Origin of the sequence: Crinalium epipsammum PCC 9333, from assembly GCF_000317495.1 — a bacterium.
GTDB lineage: Bacteria > Cyanobacteriota > Cyanobacteriia > Cyanobacteriales > PCC-9333 > Crinalium > Crinalium epipsammum.
Window position 1 is genome coordinate 4,866,419 of sequence record NC_019753.1, and the last position, 17,509, is coordinate 4,883,927.

The 17,509-nt window shown below is 38.4% G+C and carries 12 protein-coding genes and 1 tRNA gene; 7 read left to right on the forward strand and 6 right to left on the reverse strand.

Going from position 1 to position 17,509, the window contains the following annotated elements; translation table 11 throughout:
* Nucleotides 1–3: 3 nt before the first annotated feature.
* From CRI9333_RS21125 to CRI9333_RS21135, 3 genes are all read right to left on the reverse strand, one after another.
* Complete coding sequence (locus CRI9333_RS21125; protein WP_015205193.1) at nt 4–1,338, reverse strand: P-loop NTPase fold protein; 1,335 nt, start codon at nt 1,336–1,338, stop codon at nt 4–6.
* A gap of 251 nt (nt 1,339–1,589) precedes the next feature.
* Entirely contained in the window at nt 1,590–2,810 is a 1,221-nt protein-coding gene (locus CRI9333_RS21130) for an RNA-guided endonuclease InsQ/TnpB family protein (protein ID WP_015205194.1), read from the reverse strand.
* Nucleotides 2,811–2,922: 112 nt separating this feature from the next.
* Nucleotides 2,923–2,995 (reverse strand) — tRNA-His (locus tag CRI9333_RS21135).
* A gap of 122 nt (nt 2,996–3,117) precedes the next feature.
* On the opposite strand from CRI9333_RS21135, the gene CRI9333_RS21140 reads away from it, so the two are divergent.
* From CRI9333_RS21140 to cobA, 5 genes are all read left to right on the forward strand, one after another.
* Nucleotides 3,118–3,522 carry a DUF4359 domain-containing protein gene (locus CRI9333_RS21140; RefSeq protein ID WP_015205195.1) on the forward strand — a complete coding sequence of 135 codons (405 nt, stop codon included), beginning with the start codon at nt 3,118–3,120 and terminating at the stop codon, nt 3,520–3,522.
* Between the two features lie 178 nt (nt 3,523–3,700).
* Nucleotides 3,701–5,071, forward strand: coding sequence for a serine/threonine-protein kinase (locus tag CRI9333_RS21145; RefSeq protein WP_015205196.1), 1,371 nt, complete (start codon nt 3,701–3,703; stop codon nt 5,069–5,071).
* 230 nt (nt 5,072–5,301) lie between these two features.
* Nucleotides 5,302–5,991: a manganese catalase family protein gene (locus CRI9333_RS21150; protein ID WP_015205197.1), complete on the forward strand. Its 690-nt coding sequence runs from the start codon at nt 5,302–5,304 to the stop codon at nt 5,989–5,991.
* 296 nt (nt 5,992–6,287) lie between these two features.
* Nucleotides 6,288–7,157, forward strand: coding sequence for a sirohydrochlorin chelatase (locus CRI9333_RS21155; protein WP_015205198.1), 870 nt, complete (start codon nt 6,288–6,290; stop codon nt 7,155–7,157).
* Nucleotides 7,158–7,274: 117 nt separating this feature from the next.
* Complete coding sequence (gene cobA / locus CRI9333_RS21160) at nt 7,275–8,069, forward strand: uroporphyrinogen-III C-methyltransferase (RefSeq protein ID WP_015205199.1); 795 nt, start codon at nt 7,275–7,277, stop codon at nt 8,067–8,069.
* 55 nt (nt 8,070–8,124) lie between these two features.
* Here cobA and CRI9333_RS21165 read toward each other — a convergent pair whose 3' ends face one another.
* Nucleotides 8,125–9,159: a YdcF family protein gene (locus CRI9333_RS21165; RefSeq protein WP_015205200.1), complete on the reverse strand. Its 1,035-nt coding sequence runs from the start codon at nt 9,157–9,159 to the stop codon at nt 8,125–8,127.
* A 158-nt stretch (nt 9,160–9,317) separates the two neighbouring features.
* Between CRI9333_RS21165 and CRI9333_RS21170 the strand changes: the two genes are divergently transcribed.
* Nucleotides 9,318–10,208, forward strand: a complete 891-nt coding sequence (locus CRI9333_RS21170; RefSeq protein ID WP_015205201.1) for a hypothetical protein — start codon at nt 9,318–9,320, stop codon at nt 10,206–10,208.
* Nucleotides 10,209–10,226: 18 nt separating this feature from the next.
* Entirely contained in the window at nt 10,227–11,102 is an 876-nt protein-coding gene (locus CRI9333_RS21175; RefSeq protein WP_015205202.1) for an SDR family oxidoreductase, read from the forward strand.
* Nucleotides 11,103–11,156: 54 nt separating this feature from the next.
* Here the strand turns inward: CRI9333_RS21175 and CRI9333_RS21180 are convergent, their stop codons facing one another.
* Together CRI9333_RS21180 and CRI9333_RS21185 are read right to left on the reverse strand one after the other, a co-directional pair.
* The gene (locus CRI9333_RS21180; RefSeq protein ID WP_015205203.1) at nt 11,157–13,328 is read right to left on the reverse strand and encodes an EAL domain-containing response regulator; all 2,172 of its coding nucleotides are present in this window, start codon (nt 13,326–13,328) and stop codon (nt 11,157–11,159) included.
* A complete protein-coding gene (locus CRI9333_RS21185; protein ID WP_015205204.1) occupies nt 13,321–17,493 on the reverse strand; it encodes a hybrid sensor histidine kinase/response regulator in 4,173 nt (1,390 codons plus the stop codon). Before CRI9333_RS21185 ends, CRI9333_RS21180 begins: the two co-directional genes overlap by 8 nt.
* Between the last annotated feature and the right edge of the window lie 16 nt (nt 17,494–17,509).

Genomic DNA, 17,509 nt, shown 5'->3' on the forward strand with positions numbered 1-17,509 from the left:
CAACTACGAACAAAATTGCTTAAATTGTGCCGTTTCCTCCAAAACTGGGTTAACTCCAAACCATCGCCCCTGTTTATCCTGATATTCAAACACAAACAAACTTCGCAATAAACTTTGATAGTCTGCTTCACCGCTAACACTTTGCTGCTGGACTACTTGACGCAACAAATTCCATTCATCAGCATCAATTGAACGCAATAAAGTATCTCGATATTCCTGAATCGCATCTTCTAAAGTCTCTCGCGATATTGGCGGATCATCTACCCTCAAACAACTGTATAAAAGTCCTAATAAATTTCTCACATGACCGCCACTAATTCGGCATAATCGATCTAAAGTTTCAGGACTATCAAAAATTTGGGTAATTAAGTTTAACCTTTGTTCTGGTGCAACTTCCGGGAAAGCCCTAGCTAAAACCATCTGTCGCAATAAATCCATTCCTTCTTTATATTCAGTACCATCCCGTAATTTTACTGGAACCATTGGCAAAACTTTAGGCGATACACCACCACCTAAGCGATTTTTCAGCGTTTCACTATCATTAGAGAAAATTAAAGCTAGGGGGATAGTATAAACTACATGACAATTTAGTTTGCGTAATTGTTCGCCGCGATCTATAAATAGATATTCTGGTTGCGATCGCTGGGAAGTTTTAGCACGAGGATCAACTCGATCCAAGTTATCAATAATTATAACCAGCCCTTTTTTACCCTTAGCTTTCAACTCCTGAGTTGCTTTTCCTAAAATTTCTTCATTGATAGCTTGCAATATATTATTAGTCCGAGGTTCTAAATACTGGCGCAATTGACTGCGGAGGTTAGGACTATCTTTAGTTTTAGCGGTAATCTTAGCAATAATTGGTGAAAACTTTGTTAAATTAACTCCTACTTCTGCGTCAAACTTGATTGGTGTTTGTAAAAAATCCCCAATTTCCTGAAATAGCTTACCAAAATACCCAGGTTTTAGCTTAACGCCAACTTTTTCCAAACTTTCGGTTAGTGGTCTGAGAGTCGCCAATAAAATATCAGTAACATCCACATCCGCCATATCTAAATCTTCAGTGGACTCAAAATAAACCACATGAAAGCCAACTTCTTTTAACTCAGCCTCTAGCCGTCGCAATTCTGTAGATTTACCACAACCGATATGTCCAGTAAACAATTGACAAGTCGGCTTATCTGGCGATAGTCTGGCAATGGTACGTGCTAATGCTTCAATAACTTTTCCACCCCGCACCGAAGCAAAATCAATATAGTACTTGCGTTCCTCTGGATTTTCTAATATCAAAGTGTGACTAGGATCGCAACTCTGATAAAATCTCTGCAAATCTAGATTCATTATGCTGACCCGCGCTGTCTATACTGCTTTCAAATTAAAGTATCATCTTTTATCCTAATCTTGCTGTCTCTCCTGACACTCTTAAGAGTACAGTTCAACAGACACAGCCTGTAAAACCAAGATATATTCTGCCACCTGCCATATATAGCAGCCAGCATATACTAAAGTCGATGACACGAATTTGTCACTTACGACAGTTAGTTTGTTATTTTGACATCCATCCGCGACCTGAAGGACGGGGATTCCAAAAATCACTTTTTGGGTTTCTTCTTTCCGTGAGTTGATTTACTTGGCTGAGTTTCCCCACCCAAGCAGAGACCAGTCTCTCCAGAGGCGTTAATTTCCGTCTGCCCAACGGTATTTGCCCATTGTTTTAGGGCTGATTTTAAAATATTAATAGCTGCATTCTCATCACGATCCGCAACATAATTGCAGTGAGGACATTGATGAGTTCTGGTACTTAAAGTTTTGACAACTTTTTCGCCACAGCTAGAACAGTTTTGGCTGGTGAACTTAGGTTCTACAGCAATGACGGGGACACCATAACCCCTACCAAAATACTCTAGCCACTCCCTGAACCTGTACCAAGCAGCATCACTAATTGATTTAGCTAAATGATGGTTTTTAACCATGTTACGCACCTTTAGGTTTTCAATCGCAACCAAGTCGTTAGACTGTATGACGTGCTGGGCTAACTTGCATACCCAGTCGTTACGTCTGCGTGAAACCGATAGGTGCGCTCTACCTAATCTATTTCTGGCTTTGGCTCTATTCTTACTGCCTTTTTGAGTACGTGATAATCTGCGTTGTAGCTTTTTAAGTTTCCTCTCATCCCTTCTCAAAAACCGAGGATTGTCAATTTTTTCACCAGAAGAATCAGTGTAGAAATGGTTTAAACCTACATCTAGACCCGTTTGTTTACCTGTTAATTCTTTATTCTCCTCCCTGGTATGATCGATTAAAAAATGTGCATAGTAACCGTCATGCCTTCTAACAACCCGAACTCGTTTGATTTGAGTTAATTGATAGAAGTGCAAATCACGACTTCCCCAAAGTTTAAAAGTACCAGCTTTAAAACCATCGGTAAATGTTAAATAACGTCTATCTTCTGATAACTTGTAGCCAGAAGTTTTGTATTCAACTGATGCCCTAACGTGTTCTTTTTTGAACTGTGGGTAGCCTTTTTTACCTGATACATCCGCTTTGCAATTACGATAAAACCGTTCTATTGATGACCAAGCTCTTTCTGCATGGGCTTGTCTAGCCATCGAGTTTAATTGGCTTGCCCAAGCAAATTCAGGGTTGTCGGCTAGTACCTTGCAGTAGGCATAGGCATCGTTACGACTTTTAATTTTGCCGTCCATCCACGCTCTAATGATGCTATTACGCACAAAACGACCAGTGCGGATAGCTTGATCAAGCAGACCGTACTGGTCGTCTGTTCCTTGTAGCTTCATTTCGTAGATGAGCATAGTTTATCGTTTGAGTCTGCGATAAACTCATAATAGCACGAATTTTAAAAAGCCGTCCTGCGCTGCGCTAAAGGACGGGGCTTTATACCCAAAATTTTCGGTAAAAATTCAGGGCGAACGATGGGAATTGAACCCACGAATGGAGGTACCACAAACCTCTGCCTTAACCACTTGGCCACGCTCGCCATTGCATAACTGAATATAACATAAACTTGATTAGTAAGTCTAGTATTGATTAAAAATTTACTAGATTTTAAATCTAGCCGCCAGTAGCGGTAATCTAAAAAAAACATCTATAGCCAAGCTAATGAAGGGTTTGCAAGCTGTGACGGCGATTGTGGGAGTGGCTTTAGTTGGGATAGGCGCAGCGATGGCGCTGACGAATCCCAATCAGGATTCTTATGAGGAGTATGCAGTAGAGCAACTTACAGACTACTTGCAAAAGGATATTTGTCCAAAAGCACCATCAATTCTAGGTAATTCCTTAGAAGATCAGTGCCGTTCAATAGTTGAATCTCATCAACCTCAAATTAAGCAACTTATCTCTAAGAGTACTCAACGGCAGAATTTTATTTTATTTAGCATTTATCAAACAGACTTATCTCCTAGCACAATTGTAGCATTTTTACCTGCGAATACGTTACCTGGCTATCATTTTGAAACAGTCGGTGCTATTGATAATTTTTATACTTATCAAGCGCAGCAAAGGTGAACTCAATTAACAATTATCAATTGGTACAATGTAGGTTGGGTTGAGTGATAACGAAATCCAACGTTTATAATGTTTGTGGGGGTAGGGCTGGGCTTAACCCAACCTACTAATCTGATTGATCAAAGAGGCTATTAGTTTTAATAATTTGTGTAAAACTAGAGTATTACACCTTGCTTAAATGAGTTACTGTTTAAACCCTCAATGTCACTACCCAGTCAATTCTCCCCCTGAAAGGTTTTGTAACAGGTGTGGCTTTAGGTTATTGCTAAAAGAGAGATATAGTGCAATTAACCCTCTTGGTATGGGAGGATTTGGCAGAACTTTTTTAGCTGTAGATCAAGATATACCTTCTCACCCAAAGTGTGTAATTAAGCAATTATATTTTTCTCATAGCGAGCCTAAAACTTTTAAAAAAGTAGTGGCTTTATTTAATCAAGAAGCAATTCGTTTAGACGAGTTAGGTAAACATCCTCAAATTCCAACTTTATTGGCTAGCTTTGAACAAGAACAAAATTTATATTTAGTTCAAGATTTTATTGATGGCAATACTTTAGAAGAGGAATTAGAAAAAAATGGTGTTTATAATGAAAGTCAGATTTGGACATTGTTAAAAAGTTTGTTGCCAGTTTTACAATTTATCCACGACCACCAAGTTGTGCATCGGGATATTAAGCCAAGCAACATTATTCGCAGAAAAACGGATGATCAATTAGTTTTAATTGATTTTGGAGTTGCTAAACTCCTCACAAATAGCGCCATATTAAAACCTGGTACAATTATTGGTAGCCCAGAATATATGGCTCCTGAACAAGGTAGGGGGAAGGCATTACCAGCAAGTGATTTATACAGTTTAGGGGTAACTTGTATTAACTTGCTGACAGGTGTTCCCACGTTGGATATGTTCGATATTGTTAATGATTGTTGGATGTGGCAAGATTTTTTGCCCGCAGGGGTAAAAATAAGCGATCGCTTAACTGAAATTCTGGATAAACTCCTCAAAGATAGTCTCAAAGAACGCTATCAATCTGCTGAGGAAGTATTGCAAGCTATCAATTTAAATAATACCGTAAAAGCTACCAACTCACATAATCTTATTAACTTAATTTCAGAATTAAATACTGACTACACCAAACTACAACATTTATTAGCAAAAAAAAGATGGAAAGAAGCAGACGAAGAAACTTGGGTGGTTCTGTGCAAAGCATCTCATAAATCAGTTGGCAGCTATTTATTTAATAGTGATATTGATCAACTTCCTTGTGAAGATTTGCAAATAATTAATCAGTTGTGGTTGCTATATAGCAGTGGGCGTTTCGGTTTTAGCGTGCAGAAGCGGATTTATCGAGCAGTTGGAGGTGAATATGCTACTTTTTGCGAGATCATTGGCTGGAAAGTACATAATTCAAATTTTTCCGATTCAGCTTTGCAGTTCCATTCCTCAGCACCTACAGGACATTTACCCTCACGTCGATGGGTTGGTGGTTGTTATAGCTGGTGGCTACACGCTCAACACATGGCAACCAGGCTAGAACAATGTGGAATCAATTAACAATCATCAATGAAATTAAATAGGCTGTAACGGTAATTTTCTTGAGTTTTAAAAAGATTCTCCTCTAGTTAGAGCTATTACTAAGTCAACTATACCTGTGGATGCAGGTTCTAATTTCGTGGTGACGCTAACGTAGGCTTATATAACAATTGAATGTTTGCTGCAATTGTTCACAACCTAGAAAGTTACGTTGACAGTTGACTCAAACAAACTAAAGGGAGATTTAATCTGTGTTTTTTCACAAAAAAGAAACGATTCATACAGTAAATATCAATGAGCCTAACCCACGTTTTGCTCAACTGCTGCTAGAACAGTTTGGAGGAGCAACGGGTGAATTGACAGCAGCTTTACAATACTGGGTGCAGTCGTTGCATTGTGATCATGCAGGTATCAAAGATATGCTTCAAGATATTGCCCTTGAAGAATTTAGCCACCTAGAAATGGTGGGGAAATTGATTGAAGGTCATACAAAGAATGTTGACCAAACAGAAGCGTATCGGAGTAGCTTGTTTGCTGTTCGGGGAGTTGGCCCACATTTTCTAGATAGTCAAGGCAGTGCATGGACAGCTAATTATATTAATGAAGGTGGTGATGTTGTCCGAGATTTGCGGGCTGATATTGCTGCTGAAGCTGGTGCGCGTCAAACTTATGAAGAGTTAATCAAGATGGCTCCAGACCAAGGTACAAAGGATGCGTTGGTACATTTACTTACCCGCGAAATTTCCCACACTAAAATGTTTATGAAGGCGTTGGATTCGTTGGGTAAGCTGACTGACCCATTCTTTGGTAATATCCAGCCGGACAATACAGTAGATCTTTACTTCAACTTGTCCCAAAATGGTAAAGATGAGCGCGGCCCCTGGAATAGTGAACCAGATTTTAAATACGTTGCTAACCCAAGTGTTGAAGGCAATTCTTAGTTAGCTAGAGCGAGATTTAACACCTTGTAATTAAGGGTAAAGCTCTAACCCCAGCCCCCTCCCCGCCAATTGGGAGGGGGCAACATTTTTGTTTAAGGCTGCTATACAATAAATAAAGTCAGTAGTAAATATACTAGGTTGAGTTAATTTTATTAATAATATTTTAATACTATTGATAATTAATTGAGTTCAATAGGGCTGAAAGTTGGTTAAAAATCAAGGAAGTTCCTAAAACAGAAACTATTTATACAGAAACTTGCCGGAAAACGAGATCTAATTAAAAAAACTACATTCTATTGGAAACATTCATTAAGTTGCCACTACGCTCTGCCTACCTACTGGTATCTCACGGAAGCCGCGATCCTCGTCCACAAGCAGCTTTAGAACAGCTTGCTGAACTGCTGAAGCTGCGGATTGAGGTAAGTAGGGGTATACAGACGGCTACGGATACGGATTTATATCAGGATCAAGGGCAATTAAGTTATCAGTCTCCTTTGCTGGAGGGTGAACAGGGTGGCATTGCTAGTAGCTATGCTACTTTATGCGCTACTCACTCCTTACGACCAATGGTAGGCACTGCTTGTTTAGAATTAGCTGCTCTACCTTTGCATGAGCAAATTAGGGAGTTTGGCTCACGCATTTTAGCTGCTGGGTTTAATCGTTTGGAAATTGTGCCTTTGTTTCTGTTACCAGGGGTTCATGTGATGGCAGATATTCCCGCAGAAGTAAAACTGGCTCAACAAGCTGTTGGTGCAGACTTAACAATTGAACTGCGACCTTACTTAGGTAGCCACCCTAATATAAATAGTTTGTTTGCCAAGCAGATTAGTTCTATATGGACAGAGGCATGGATTTTGTTATCTCATGGTAGCCGTCGCCTTGGTGCTAATCATCCTGTGGAAAAATTAGCAGCGCAAATGAGTGCGTTACCTGCCTATTGGTCGGTATCACCAAGTTTAGAGGAGCGAGTAGCAGAGTTAGTTAATGCTGGTAATCGGACAATTGCAATTCTGCCTTACTTTTTATTTGCTGGGGGAATTACAGATGCGATCGCTTCAAATGTAGCTCATCTGCAAGCACAATTCCCTACTGTGCAGTTGAGTCTTGGTGAACCGATAGGAGCAAGTTCTGAGTTAGCCGATTTAATTTTAGATTTATTTGAATAAATCTGATTTTGGGGCTGGTTTTTAATTAAGAGAAAATTTATCAAACCCTTTTGCTCTCTCCTCCCTCCTCCGTCCTCTCCCCCTAAAACATAAAACTTAGAAACACAACAGCTTAACATGAGCATCAGCAGTCAAGAAACGAACACATTTAATCAGCAAAACAAGCGGTGCTTAGGCAAGGTTTATCTTGTCGGTGCGGGACCTGGAGATCCAGGGTTGCTGACTTTGAAGGGTAAGGGACTGCTAGAGTGTGCTGATGTGGTGGTTTATGATGCTTTGGTTAGTCCGCAGATTTTAATGATGATTAATCCGCAGGCAGAAAAAATTGATGCGGGTAAACGGATGGGTCGTCACTCTTTATTTCAAGAAGATACAACTAAGCTGTTAATTGAACTCGCCCAAAGTCAAGCGATAGTTGTACGGTTAAAAGGTGGTGATCCGTTTGTATTTGGTCGCGGTGGGGAAGAGATGGAAGATTTGGTGCGTGCAGGTGTACCTGTGGAAGTTGTTCCAGGGGTGACATCAGGTATTGCTGCACCAGCTTATGCGGGTATTCCGTTGACTCACAGATCTTATAGTTCTTCAGTTACTTTTGTCACAGGTCACGAGTCTGCGGGTAAGTATCGACCTGCGGTGAATTGGAGTGCGATCGCACACGGTTCAGAAACTATTGTGGTTTATATGGGGATTCACAATTTACCCTACATTACTTCACAACTTGAAGAAGCTGGGCTAAGTCCCCAAACACCGATAGCTTTGGTGCGTTGGGGTACAAGACCTGAGCAAGAAGAGTTAATTGGGACGCTAGAAACGATTGTTGAGCAGGTGGAAGAATCAGGTTTTACTGCACCTGCGATCGCGGTGATTGGAAATGTCGTTAATTTACACTCAATCTTAACAATTAACAATTAACAATTATCAATTATTAATTTTTCCCCTCTCTCTCCTCCCTCCTAAAATCACTAATTCATAATATTACTGGTGACAACCAGCCACGTAAGAAGTAGTAAAGTGATGCCAGAAATTCTTCAACTACCCGCGTGGTGATCGTCAGGGCTGCTACATTGGGAATAAAGTCTTGAACTTTTAAGCTTTTTAGAGGTATATTTCCAGACGGTAACGTATAGAATTCTTCTGTTCTAGGAGTAATTTTAAAACGCATTTGGGCAAAGGTCAGTCTGGCGCGGTTGCTATTTAATGCAGAGGTAATCAAAATAATTTGTTGATTACCAAGACCACGCTGTTTTAAAATTTGTTGTACCGCAACAGCGCTGGAATGTAGATCTAAACTATTAGTTTCTAGGATAACTCTCTCGGCTGGCACACCTAGTTTTGAAAGAATTGTTGTAAAGTCGCCGGATTGATTGGTGTTATCTTTGGTAAAATTATAAGCAGTACTAACAATTAGCAAAGGACGATTTTCTAGGGATAATTGTTCTTGGTAAACTTGGGAGGCATAAATTAGGCGATCGCTAATATCATTAATCTGAACCTGCCTAATGTAAGCCAAATTTCCTTGAGGACTTTCATGCCCTAATACTACAATTGCCCTTGCTTTCTGTGCTTCGGGTGGTGTTAGATTAGTAGGACATTGAGCTTGACAAATCTCTCGGCGCTGTTGTTCTGCTTGAATAAACTCTCGTTCGGCTTGTTGTGCTATGTGGTAAGCTAGATAAGGTGTACTTGATAGTAACAAAATTAAAAAAGCTACCCATAATTGGTAATATGCTTCTTTTTTAATACCACCATTATTTATTCCAGTTATTGCGAATAACAACAGTAAAAGTGACACCCCTAGCGGTTTAAAAGGAAAAGATATCACACTACCTGCTGCTATAACAAAAGGATCATTAGTATTAATAAATACCAAAATGATGATTACAAACAATAATATGCCACCTAACCAGGCGAGATATTCTTTGGGAATCAACTGCGCCAGTACATAGTAGACAAGGGCGCATAGTAGCAGCCAGAGTATAACCCGCGTTAGTAGGACAAACATATAAAATTCAACAACGTTAGTTTATTTTTGTCGATCTACAGTAAAATTGATTACAAAATAGCTAGATCAATAAATATTAGTAATATTTAAAATGGTTAAGTATAAAAATTGCTAATATCAATTAAATTATCTTTTTTTCCTCGAGTTTACGTTTCAACATGAAAAAAATCTTGCTTGTCTTTATATTATTAGTTGTTGGTAGCACTGGTGTCATTACTTTTTTTTGGCGGCAAGCTACACAACTACCTAGTTGGTATAATACCACAACAGAAAATCCTAATATTGCTCCTGAAAATAGTATAAATATTGCCTTAAAGAAAGATAAAAGCTCTGTTACTAATTTAGAACAAGCTGAAAAATCTTCCCAGTTAGCTGATTCTAAAAGTGTAAATATCAAGCTAACTGAAGCTGAAATTAACAAATTTATAGTTGCAAAAATTGCCGAACGCACGGGTGGAAATACACTACCTAGTTCAGTCGAAGAAGTTAATCCAAAAATTGCCGAACAGACAGGTGGAAATACACTACCTAGTTCAGTCAAAGAAGTTAATCCAAAAATTGCCGAACAGACAGGTGGAAATACACTACCTAGTTCAGTCAAAGAAGTTAATCCAAAAGTTGCCGAACAGACAAGTGGGAATACGCTACCTAGTTCAGTCAAAGGTGTTAATACAAAAATTCGGGATGGTAAGATAGAGACAGGCGCTGTAGTAAATATTTCAGAATTTTCAAATACTTTTGTTGCCAAAAATGGGCGAACTGCGCTTAATAAGCTTACTGAACAATTCCCCTTTTTAAATAATCGCGAAGTTTATATAGGTATATCAGGTAAACCATACGTCGATAATGGGGAATTAAAGTTTGATGACAATACAGAGGTTAAAGTAGGTAATTTAAGCTTTACAATTGCTGATTTATCTCAGAAACTTGGCATTCCTAAAGAGCAAATTGAGCAAAAGCTAAATTTAGAATTGCAACAAATAAAAGTTCAATTAGAAAAGTCAGAAATTGAAAAAAGTAATGGTGTCATCCAAGGTTCTTCTAATTAAATAAAATTTTGCCAATATATGAAAAGAATTTTGGTGACAGGTGCTAGCGGTTTTTTGGGGTGGAACCTTTGCCAGTTAGCTAAACAAGAATGGGATATCTATGGAACTTATTGGTCAAATTATTTAGATATTTTAGGTGTAAATATGCTGAAAGTTGATTTAACGGATTTGGAAGAACTCAAGCGTATATTTCAAGAAATCCAACCAGCCGGAATTATTCATACGGCTGCTTTATCAAGTCCCAATTTTTGTCAAAATAATCCTGAGATATCCCACAAAATTAATGTTGTAGCATCGTGTAATATTGCTGAACTAGCAGCGAATTATGCAATTCCTTGTGTTTTTACTTCAACTGATTTAGTTTTCAATGGCTTAAATGCTCCTTATAAAGAAACAGATTTAGTTTCTCCGGTGAATCTTTATGGTGAGCAAAAGGTGATGGCGGAAGTAGGAATGTTACAGCGTTATCCGCTAACGGCAGTTTGCCGAATGCCTTTAATGTTTGGGGTTGCGTCACCTACAGCTAACAGTTTTATTCAGCCATTTATTCAAGGTTTGAGGGAGGGAAAAGAGTTAAGTTTATTTACAGATGAGTTTCGCACGCCTGTAAGTGGTAAAACTGCGGCGCAAGGCTTGTTATTAGCTTTAGAAAAAGTTCAAGGATATATTCATTTAGGTGGAAAAGAGCGGGTATCTCGCTATGATTTTGGTCGATTATTAGTAGAGGTTTTACAGCTTTCAGGGGCAAAGTTGCAAACCTGTTTACAAAAAGATGTGAAAATGGCTGCACCCAGATCACCTGATGTTTCTTTAGATAGTACAAAAGCTTTCAATTTAGGTTATCAACCTTTATCTATTAGGGAAGAGTTAGAGTTGCTAAAAGGAAAACTTTAGAATAAACCTCTTGCATAAGTGTATAAAAGCGGGCTGTTAGTTGACTGTTGACTGCTATATTTTGTGTGTGGCGATGAAAAGCTCTGCTGATTCGCCGCTTAAGGGTTTGGAAAAAAAGTATCCTTGAGCTTGATCGCACCCTAAAGCTTTCAATTGGTTTACTTGCTGCTGAGTTTCTACCCCTTCTGCGATCGCATCCATCCCCAATTCGTGAGCTAAGGTAATTATAGTTTTGACAATTCCTAAATTTTCATTTTCTTCTCCAATCCGATTAACAAAAGAACGGTCAATCTTTAAAGTATTAATTGGAAAACGATGTAAATAACTTAAACAGGAGAAGCCTGTACCAAAGTCATCTATGCTTAAATGAATTTCTTTGCCTCGGAGTTGGGACATTGTAGAGATTACGGCTTCAATATTATCAATTAGCATACTTTCAGTAAGTTCTAGCTTTAAACAACTACTATTTAATTTAGTTTCGTTAATAATTTGCTCAATTTTCTTGATTAAAGTTGGTTCTCTGAGTTGTTTACTAGAAAGATTAACGCTGATGGTCAAACTATTGCTAAGTTGATGTTGTAATTGCCAGGTGTGCAATTGACGACAAGCTTCACGCAGTATCCATTCACCGATAGTAATAATTAAGCCTGTTTCTTCGGCAATGGGGATAAATTCTGCCGGAGAGACAAAACCGCGACTGGGATGTTCCCAGCGTAATAAAGCTTCAAAACCTGTAAGTTTGCCTGTGGTTAATGAGATGATTGGTTGATAGTTAACCAACAGTTCTTGATGTGCGATCGCATCGCGTAAGTCGCTTTCTAGTTGCAGTTGGTTGACAGCATGAGCGTGCATTACCCGATCAAAAATTTCATAACGAGCTTTACCCGCCTCTTTTGCACGATACATAGCAATATCGGCATCTCTTAATAATTCCGAGGCTGCTTGATAATAAGGTGAACTCAACACAATACCAATACTGGCAGTGGTAAAAACTTGACGATTTTCTATCAAAAAGGGTGAATTAAGTTCTAAACAGATGCGCTCGGCAATTCTAATCGCGTCATTGATATCTTGCAGATGATCTAGCAGGATAATAAACTCGTCTCCCCCAAGACGCGCCACTATATCAGTAGCACGAATTAAGGTTTCTAACTTGCGGGCGATCGCCACCAATAGTTGATCGCCAACATCATGCCCTAAACTATCATTAACGATCTTAAAGCGATCAAGATCGATAAACATTACCGCAAATAAATAATCTGTTTGCCGTTGAGCTTGTTTTAATGCTAATTCCAGCCGCTCCATCAACAAATTACGATTGGGTAAATTGGTCAAATCATCGTGCAAAGCACCAAAAATTAATTTCTCCTCGGCTAATTTGCGAGCGCTAATATCTAAAAACTGACTGATTAAATGCACAGGTTTTTGCTCGGCATCTCTAACTACAGCCACCTGTAAGATGCCATAAACTACCTTGCCATCTTTAGTTAAATGACGGCTCTCAATTTGGAAATCCGAAATTTCCCCTTGGTAAAGTTTTTGGTGGTAGGCAAGGGCGACAGCAATATCATCGGGATGGCTGATATCCATCCAAGTTTTCTCTAAAAGTTCTTCGCTGGGATAACCTGATGTTTCACAGAAAGCTTTATTTACTCGAATAAATTTGCCATCAAGGGTTTGAATGGCGATACCAATGGGAGCCATTTCAAAAGTTAGGCGAAATTGCTCTTCGCTTTCAGTGAGTTCCACATTCGCTCGTTTTAACTGCTCTGTGCGTTGATTAATTCGTTGTTCTAGTTCAGCATTGAGGAGGGTAATTTCTTTTTTAGCTGCTTGCAAAGCTAGTTGATTTTCTACACGCGCTAAAACTTCTTCAATTTGAAACGGTTTAGTAATATAATCTACTCCGCCTACAGTAAAAGCTTTCACTTTATCAATTGCTTCATCTAGTGCGCTCAAAAATATCACGGGAATTTCGCAAGTTTGCGCTTGTGCTTTCAGGCGTTGGCATACCTGATATCCATCCAATCCGGGCATTTTAATATCTAGTAAAATTAAATCTGGTACTTCCGCACCAGCCCCTATTAAAGCCAACTCTCCGTTAATTGCACACTGGACTTCATATCCCTGGTTAGTTAAGGTTTTGTCTAAAAGGCGTAAATTATCAGGTGTGTCATCTACAATTAAAATTTTTCTTTTAACAGAACTTGTAAAACTCTTATTCATCTGAACGTTTATTTTTAGTTAGATTTATGATCACGTCATAGCGAAAGTTATCGGCTAAATGTTTAAGTGCTATAGCCAGTAAGCTTTTTTCATCAGGGATTTGTGCTATTGCTTGTAAAATTAGCTTGGAATTGAGTTTAGTCGCAGCTAGATGTAACTGAGAAATCCACTCATCGGGCATTTCTGCTAAATCTGATGGTGTTAATTCAATTTTTTGCTGTTCGACTACAGATGTTGAGGGTTGTTGATATATATAACGCACGCCTAAATGTTGAGCTAACTTTTCTAATAGTACGTCTTCCTGAAATGGCTTGCGAATAAAGTCGTCGCAACCAACTGATAACACAATTGATCGCTCGTTATCAAATACACTAGCGGTGAGTGCAATAATTACTGTAGCCTGACCTTTGAGTTGGGATCTGATACGTTTAGTAGCTTCATAGCCATCAATTACAGGCATCCGCATATCCATTAGAATTACGTGAGGTTCCCAGCTATCTGATAGTGCGATCGCTTCTTCTCCATTAGCTGCTTCTTGAATTTCAAAGCTTAATGGTTCTAGCATTTTTACTAATAATTGGCGGTTTTCAAAAGCGTCATCTGCTACTAAAATCCGGTACTGAGGTTGATTGGGAGCAAGACTAATTATTTGCTCTCGTGATGTTTGCTCAGAAATATTAACTTTATCAGCCAACTGCACAGCAATATCAAAACTAAAAACTGTGCTTTTACCTAAAGTGCTGCTAACAGTAATCTCACCCCCTAAGAGTCGCACAAATTGTCTGCTAATCGCTAAACCTAAACCTGTTCCTTGGTGTAAGTTTCGCCCCTGTTCCGTTTGTACAAAGACTTCAAATACACTTTCTAGCTCATGGGGAGCTATGCCTAAACCTGTGTCTGCAACTTCAAAGGTAATTCCGAAAGAAGCAGGGGGCAAGGGGAATGCTTCAAGTTTCTTTTTAACTCGCAGAGTTACGCTACCTTTTTCAGTAAATTTGATCGCATTACCCAAAATATTAATTAAAACTTGACGTAATTTTTGCTCATCTGTTTGGATATATTGAGGTAGATCAGCATCTTGCTCAAAGATTAACTTTAAACCCTTAGCTGCTGCTTTCATTTGGAACATTTCTTTAACAAATGTTAGCAGTTGATCCAAAGCAAAGTTTTGAGGATTTAAAGTAGTGCGACCAGCCTCAATTTTCGACATTTCCAACACATCATTAATTAAAGCTAGTAAATGTTCGCCACTGCGATTGATGATGCTTAAATATTCCTGCCGTTGAGCCAGGGGAACTGATCTCCGCACCAGCATTTGGGTAAAACCCAAGATAGCGTTGAGAGGGGTACGCAATTCATGACTCATGTTAGCAAAAAATTCAGTTTTTGCACGGTTTGCTGCTTCTGCTGCTTCTTTGGCTGCTAGTAATTCTTGGGTGCGTTCTTCTACTTTTAGTTCTAAAGTGCGGGAATACTCTGCTAATTGCTGATTAGCTTGTTCTAAGTTGTTATAAAGTAAAGCATTTTGAATCGAGATTGCAGCTTGGGAAGTCAAGATGTTAAGAACTTTGAGGCGTTCTGATTGAGAAGGGGTTGCGCGATCGCTACTAAATGCTCCCGTTATTAAACTATTCTCTAAATATAAAATACCAATCAGTTTACCTTGATTGATAATCGGTATACATAATACCGACTTGGGTTGATGAGCTTGGATATAAATATCTTGAGTGAAATTTCCCTCAGACATCGCATTATTAATAATAATATTCTCTTTTGTCCGAGCTACATAGTTAATAATTGACTTAGGAACATATGTTGCAGGTAATGGTTCTAAATTAAGAGATTGTAAGGTTGCCACCTCACCTCGCTCAATAGCTCCTTCTGCCTGAATCACCCATTCCCCTTGTTTCTCTAAAATTAAAAAACCTTTTTCTGCTCCCGCATTCTCAATAGCAATTTTCATTAGTTTGGTTAACAGCGTATCTAAAACAATTTCACTAGAAATTACTTGTGATGCTTTGAAAATCGTGTGAAAATCGAGTTGGTTTAATGTTTGATTTCCAGTATTTAAAATTTGATTAGTTTGTTTACTTGGAATTAAAACTCCCAAAAAAAGCTGAGGATAATGTGATTCTAAATCTGCAACTTTCGCAGTTGCACCCCATTTAAAATAACAATATCGTGCCTCCTGCATATAAGCTTTAGCAATGATTATTTTGCCTTTGGATAAATAAAAATTGGCAGTTAATTCATAAGCTAGTGCTTCTTCATGGATATACTCATGTTCTTTAGCTAAAGCAATAGCGCGATCGTATGTTTCAATTGCCTGATAATCTTCTTCCAAAACTCGATGGCACTCTGCTTCTACTAAATAAAATTTATGTAAATAATTCATAGGCGCATGACGCGCCCAAAATTTTAGTTTGTTCTGATTCGCTCTTACTTGTAACAGAATCTCTCCCTGAGCCAAAAAAGATGATTGTAAATAAACCCTCAATCGTGTTAAAGAATCATAAAAATAAAGATTAGTAATTAGTGCTAAACCTACAACTCCATCTAGGTAACTTTCGGCAAGACGGGCATTAACTTGAGCTTGTTCAAAATCATGGAATAGATAACACAGAATAAGTTTATTTAAATAAAAATGAAACAGTTCATGCCGATCATTTGTTTGTTGGAGACGCGGTAATCTATCTGACTCGTAATATTGCCCAACTAAACGCTCTGGAAAAAAAGATGGTGAAGTTAAATTTGATATCACCTGGAGATACATTTCCAGAGCATCAACATTTCTAGATTGTTTAAATTTACTTAATACTTGAATATAGCCAGATAACTCTCGTTGAAGTTCTGTCAATTCCCGTCCCGTAAAATATGAATAATAGCTACGATTCGCAGCACTATAGCCAGCAAATTCTAAGTCTCCATTTTCAATACCAATTTGATGAGCTTCTTGTAAAGAATTTAAAGTTGTTCTTACATGAACTTTCCAAACCTCAATATTTGTATTTACTACCAAAAGCGTTTTTGCTGCAATAGCTTTAGCATCAAGCTTTTCTAACAAATTCAATGCTAGTTGACCAAATTGATAACCAGATTCAATATCAAGTGTAACTCCACATAAAATCAAGCCATACATGGCATAAGCAAATGGAGATGTATTAGCATTGCCATACTTAACTGATAAATTAACCTGTTGAATCACAATGAATGGTAGTAACTCAGGTGCAGCAATGTAAGCGGGAGAAATTGCACCGGAGAGGATATTTATAATAGCTAGTACTCTCGGCTCATTCATCGGCGGCAATTTCAGCAAATGCTCAATTTGCGTACCAACTAAATTATTACTTGTTTCTAAAAGGGCAGTTTGAATATTTTTTGGAGTTGCTTCAGATAATTTAAATTCTAATAATTTTAGTACCTCTAGTGCTATCTGAATCGCTTGACTAAATTGAGTTTGCGCGGTACAAACTTGAATTTTAAGTTGATAAATTTTTACCTGATCTAGCAGTGTTTTAGCATGATTTATAACGACTGTGGCATACTGATTCATTTGCTCTAATTCACCGCTTAGGTAAGCTGTTTGTGCTGCTAAAATATAGAGAGCTAAAGTCAATTCATAATTGCACAGCCAACTATCGGTTGGTAATATTTCTAAGCCTGTTTGTACGTACCGCAGTGCTGATTGATATGCGCTTGCCGCTTGAGCTTTCTCAGCAGCAATCAAATTTAATTGAGCAAGTTTAATAAATCTTTTTTTTTCTCCTTCCGAATTTAAAATGTAACTAGGTAGAGCTTTATGGTTTATGCCTAAATTGAAATGGTTAACTATATCGAAAACTTTCTGTTCTAATTGGGAAATTAAAGTATTATGGAGTATTGATTGCCCAATTTGGTGATGGTAATATTGGCGATCGCTCTCTTCATTAAGTGAATAAGCTGCTTGCTGAATGCGATCGTGGGCAAATTTGAAAGCCACGACGGGTGCAGTTTTTGGGAGCGTAACGCCCAATTCCAGAGACTTGTAGGCATTGCTGAGTGGTAAGATTAAACCAAGTGCGATCGCTTCCCTCAGAGATACCACTGTTTCTTGTAGAGATTTTTCAGCAGCTAAAGCTAAAACTTGCACCTCAAATTGATTACCAATACACGCTGCTAACCGCAATATTTTTTGTACTGAT